This window comes from Pedobacter psychrodurus, from assembly GCF_032678585.1.
Taxonomy (GTDB): domain Bacteria; phylum Bacteroidota; class Bacteroidia; order Sphingobacteriales; family Sphingobacteriaceae; genus Pedobacter; species Pedobacter psychrodurus_A.
The window spans coordinates 1-4,590 of record NZ_JAVTSN010000102.1 but is presented as its reverse complement, the minus strand read 5'-3'; the positions used below and the strand labels follow the sequence as shown (position 1 = coordinate 4,590).

General features: G+C 36.3%; 4 protein-coding genes. 2 read left to right on the top strand and 2 right to left on the bottom strand.

Annotated features, from left to right (window positions below; all coding sequences use genetic code 11):
• Positions 1-866: 866 nt before the first annotated feature.
• On the bottom strand, positions 867-2,099 hold the full coding sequence (locus R2S57_RS30155; RefSeq protein WP_316848618.1) for an MFS transporter: 1,233 nt from the start codon (positions 2,097-2,099) through the stop codon (positions 867-869).
• 170 nt (positions 2,100-2,269) lie between these two features.
• Here R2S57_RS30155 and R2S57_RS30150 point away from each other — a divergent pair, with 170 nt between their 5' ends.
• Positions 2,270-2,713 carry a MarR family winged helix-turn-helix transcriptional regulator gene (locus R2S57_RS30150; RefSeq protein WP_316848617.1) on the top strand — a complete coding sequence of 148 codons (444 nt, stop codon included), beginning with the start codon at positions 2,270-2,272 and terminating at the stop codon, positions 2,711-2,713.
• 44 nt (positions 2,714-2,757) lie between these two features.
• A complete protein-coding gene (locus R2S57_RS30145) occupies positions 2,758-3,594 on the top strand; it encodes an MBL fold metallo-hydrolase (RefSeq protein WP_316848616.1) in 837 nt (278 codons plus the stop codon).
• 352 nt (positions 3,595-3,946) lie between these two features.
• Here the strand turns inward: R2S57_RS30145 and R2S57_RS30140 are convergent, their stop codons facing one another.
• Positions 3,947-4,459, bottom strand: coding sequence for a glutathione peroxidase (locus R2S57_RS30140; protein WP_316848615.1), 513 nt, complete (start codon positions 4,457-4,459; stop codon positions 3,947-3,949).
• Between the last annotated feature and the right edge of the window lie 131 nt (positions 4,460-4,590).

The window sequence follows — 4,590 nt, the reverse complement described above, 5'->3', positions numbered from 1 at the left end:
TAAACCATTAAGAAGTTAAGGAAGTTAAGAATGCCATCCAGCCTTAATGTCCTTAATCCCTTAATGATAGAAAGACCTTCACTTTATCGTAAACCATTAAGAAGTTAAGGAAGTTAAGAATGCCATCCAGCCTTAATGTCCTTAATCCCTTAATGATAAAAAAACCTTCACTTTATCGTAAACCATTAAGAAGTTAAGGTAGTTAAGGATACCATCCAGCCTTAACGTCCTTAATCCCTTAATGATAAAAAGACCTTCACTGTATCGTAAACCATTAAGAAGTTAAGGCAGTTAAGGATACCATCCAGCCTTAATGTCCTTAATCCCTTAATGATAAAAAACCTTCACTTTATCATAAACCATTAAGAAGTTAAGGAAGTTAAGAATACCATCCAGCCTTAATGTCCTTAATCCATTAATGATAAAAAACCTTCACTTTATCGTAAACCATTAAGTTAAGGAAGTTAAGAATACCATCCAGCCTTAATGTCCTTAATCCATTAATGATAAAAAACCTTCACTTTATCGTAAACCATTAAGAAGTTAAGGCCGTTAAGAAATACCATCCACCCTTAATGTCCTTAATCCCTTAATGATAAAAAGACCTTCACTTTATCGTAAACCATTAAGAAGTTAACGGAGTTAAGAAATACCACCTAGCCTTAATCCCTTAATGATTAAAAGACCGTCACTTAATCAAAAACTATTAAAAAGTTATGGGCATAAAGAGACCTATACTTAAGAACTTAACATCCTTAATCTCTTAACGGTTAAAATGTTATATTATATCATTAGAACAAAAGCGATAAACAAATCTCTATATGATTAAAAGCGCGCATGATATCATACATCTTAATAGATTGTTTTTAACTGCCAAATAGCGAAAATCGATTCTTCAGTTGATTGCGTCGGTTTTCATTGTACACAAAGGCCGCAACGATTAACAAACCTGCAACACCTTCAAAAGCAACGACTACCTGCGTACCAAAAAGATGCGCCAGGTATCCCATTAACAAACTTCCTATCGGCAATACGCCCTGATAAGCCATAATGTAATAACTTAAAGTCCTTCCCCTCATTATATCATCGGCATGCGTTTGTAGATAGGTATTAATGGATGATGTTTGCGCCATTAAACCCAAGGCAGCAAGTCCAGTACAAATTAAAGCCATAATGAGTGAGGGTGATATGGCTAAGGCCACAACAGAAACGGCCAACCAAATACCGGACATCATGACAATCTTTTGCAGATTCTGACTCACCTTTAAAGTAGCCATATAAATTGCACCGAAAAATGCGCCAAAGCCAGCCGCACTTTCGAACCAGCCAAAGGTTGTCGCGTTTCCGTTAAAAATATCTTTTGCGAAAACAGGCAATAAGGTGGTAAAAGGGATCACCAGCAAACTTGAAGCAGCCATCATCAATACCATCGAAGCTAAATCGGGCGATGATTTCAGGTAATCATAACCTTTTTTCAGATCGATCCAGATATTTTCTGTCGATTTTTGATGTACAGTGAGTTTAAGTTTCATCATCACCATACAGCCCAATACTGCGATAAAGCTTATAAAGTTGATCAAAAAACAGATATCCTCCCCCAAAGTACTTAAAATTACACCTGCCAATGCCGGCCCAATCAATCTCGCCGCATTAAACATCGAAGAGTTGAGTGCTATCGCATTTGGTAAATCTTCTTTATCATCAATTAAATTTACCATTAGTGATTGTCGTGCAGTTACATCGAAAGCATTCACCAAACCCTGCACCAGCGAAAGTGCTGCAATCCAGAACATATCGTACACTTTAAACCAGATCATCAAAGCCAGTGCACCCGCCTGCAACATCAGGATGACCTGGGTAATTACCAGAATTTTATACTTGTTGTGTCTATCCACATAGCTCCCGGCATAGGGTGCAAGCACCAATGAAGGGATCAAACTTAAAAAAGTAATCAAACCCAGCAAAAATGCAGAACCCGTTAAACGGTAAACCAACCAGCTGATGGCTACACGCTGCATCCATGTGCCGATTAATGAAATAGCCTGTCCTGTAAAAAATAACCTGTAATTGTAGTGCCTTAGCGAACGAAAAATACTCATGTTTAAAATAGTAAAGTAACTTTACAAAAGTAGAAATTTTCACTCAGATAATAAAATCAAAAACGGCATTATTTATCACTTTAAAATCACAAAATATGATATAGAGCAAAAAACCTTGCTTTACGTTTAAAATTAAAAGCTTATACTTGTAAAGTTTATTTACCATTAATATGCCCACTCAAACACAAGAGATCGCTGCGAGACTTAGAAGCACCGTAACCCGTTTAACCAGACAGTTGCGCAAACAGAACGTTAGTTCGGAGTTTAGCAATGCCGAATTGTTAACGATGTCGTTGCTGGAACAGCATGGCAAAATGTTATCTACCGAACTGGCCGATATGGAAAGGGTATCTAAACAGGCTATTTCGCAAATTATCAACCGTTTATTTGATGCAAAATGCGTAGAACGTTTTCCGAGCGAAGAGGATAAACGTAAAGTATTTATTGGTTTAACGAAACTTGGAGAAAAACATATTATTGCCAGCAGAAAAATAAAAGAAGAGTGGCTGGTACAAACCATGGAGAAAATTTTCTCTTCTGAAGAAATCAACCTGATACAGGCTTTCCTCCCCCTCCTTTCACGTTTGGTAGAATACAACGGCGTGAGCGTATAGTTTTCTTTTTTCGTTCGCCAAATAAGCATTATCTTGCGGACGAAATGGCACTATATTTTACATCAATTAATTCGGGGAGTAACGGCAACTGTTACTATGTGGGCAATGATAACGAAGCGGTTCTGGTTGATGTAGGCCTCACCTGCAAAGAAGTGGAAAGACGTATGGACCGCCTGGGTTTAGCCATTAATAAAGTAAAGGCCATTTTCATTTCACACGAACATAGCGACCATATCAAAGGTCTTGCTGTTTTTGCAAAAAAACACAAACTTCCTGTTTACATCAGTACGGCAACCTTAAAAAGCAGTCGTTTACTTTTAGATGAAAACAATACCTTTTCCTTAAACCATTTACAAAATATCCAGATTGGCAATTTAAAAATCTCAGCATTTTCTAAGTTTCACGATGCAGCTGATCCATACAGTTTCACGGTGGAATGCAACGATGTAAGAGTTGGGGTTTTTACAGATATCGGTTCGGTATGCGACCGTTTGATTACACACTTCAAAAACTGCCATGCCGCTTTCTTAGAAGCCAACTACGACACACAGATGCTCGAAAACGGCAGATACCCCTATTTCTTAAAAAGAAGGATTATGAGCGGTCATGGTCACTTGAGTAATGCGCAGGCACTGGAGCTTTTCACCAACCATAAAGCCCCGTACCTCAGCCATCTTTTATTAAGCCATTTATCAAAAGACAATAACGATCCCGAATTGGTAGAAAATCTTTTTAAGAACGTAGCTGGCGATACTTTCGTAAAAGTAGCCTCACGATACGAAGAAACAGAAGTTTATTATGTGAGTAGCAATCAAAATGCTCCAACATCTTATAGCTTCGACCCGAGCTTGTACCAACCCGAGCAACTTAACTTATTTTAACACACTAAAGTCAAAAACTGACTGCATTTTTGTTACAAAACTGCTCTTTTAGCCCAAAAAGATATATCTAATCAGATATTTGATTGATTTTCTATCAGAATCCACAAATAATTTTATTTTTCTAAAAACATTTTATTCAAACAGGAGTTATATATACACTTCATAAATAGTTTGTTTGGTTTAAAAATGGGGCTTATGGATTTAAGCCCCATTTTCTTTTTTAAAATTTCTGATTAGCTAAAATACCATTCATAAAAAAAGGCAAAATGGCTATCACCAATTACCTTTTAATTATTTTAAAAAAGAAAAGAATCATTCCATCTTCCCTATTTCATTATGCATTTTATCCTCCTTAAAGGTTTTTCACAAGCACCTCATCGGTAGGTTTTGTTTTCGAACGGAAGCGGTGTACCAACTCTCCTTTTTCGTTGATCAAAAATTTCTCGAAATTCCATTTAATATCGCCCTGCTCTTCTGTATTGGTTTGAGAAGTTAAATATTTAAACAGTGGACTGATATCATCGCCTTTTACACTGCTTTTTTCAGCAAGTAAAAATGAAACATTATACTTTCCGGTACAAAATTCTTTAATCTCTGCATTGGTAGAAAACTCCTGACCGCCAAAATTTCCAGCAGGGAAACCGATCAACACTACTTTTTTACCGTATTGTTTTTGAAGTTTTTCTAAATCCTCATACTGTGGTGTAAAACCACATTTAGAAGCGGTATTAACAATTAGGATTTTCTTGCCTTTAAATTTCGATAGTTTAATTTCTTTACCATCAATGGTTTTAAAGCTGAAATCGTAAACATTTTTTGGTGGAGACACCAATAAGTTTAATAGGATTAAAATTGTGCTGATCATCGTTGTTTTATTTTTATATACGAATATAGGTACAAATCGGTTGCCTTGATGTAATGTGCCTGTAAATTATACGATATGGAACATTAAAGAGCGTAAAGTTTTGAAGTTTGAAATAAAGAGTTTGAAATAAA

Bases quoted from the DNA above. Each gene is read 5' to 3' on its own strand.
- R2S57_RS30155 (WP_316848618.1), bottom strand. From the start codon at position 2,099: ATGAGTATTTTTCGTTCGCTAAGGCACTACAATTACAGGTTATTTTTT.
- R2S57_RS30150 (WP_316848617.1), top strand. From the start codon at position 2,270: ATGCCCACTCAAACACAAGAGATCGCTGCGAGACTTAGAAGCACCGTA.
- R2S57_RS30145 (WP_316848616.1), top strand. From the start codon at position 2,758: ATGGCACTATATTTTACATCAATTAATTCGGGGAGTAACGGCAACTGT.
- R2S57_RS30140 (WP_316848615.1), bottom strand. From the start codon at position 4,459: ATGATCAGCACAATTTTAATCCTATTAAACTTATTGGTGTCTCCACCA.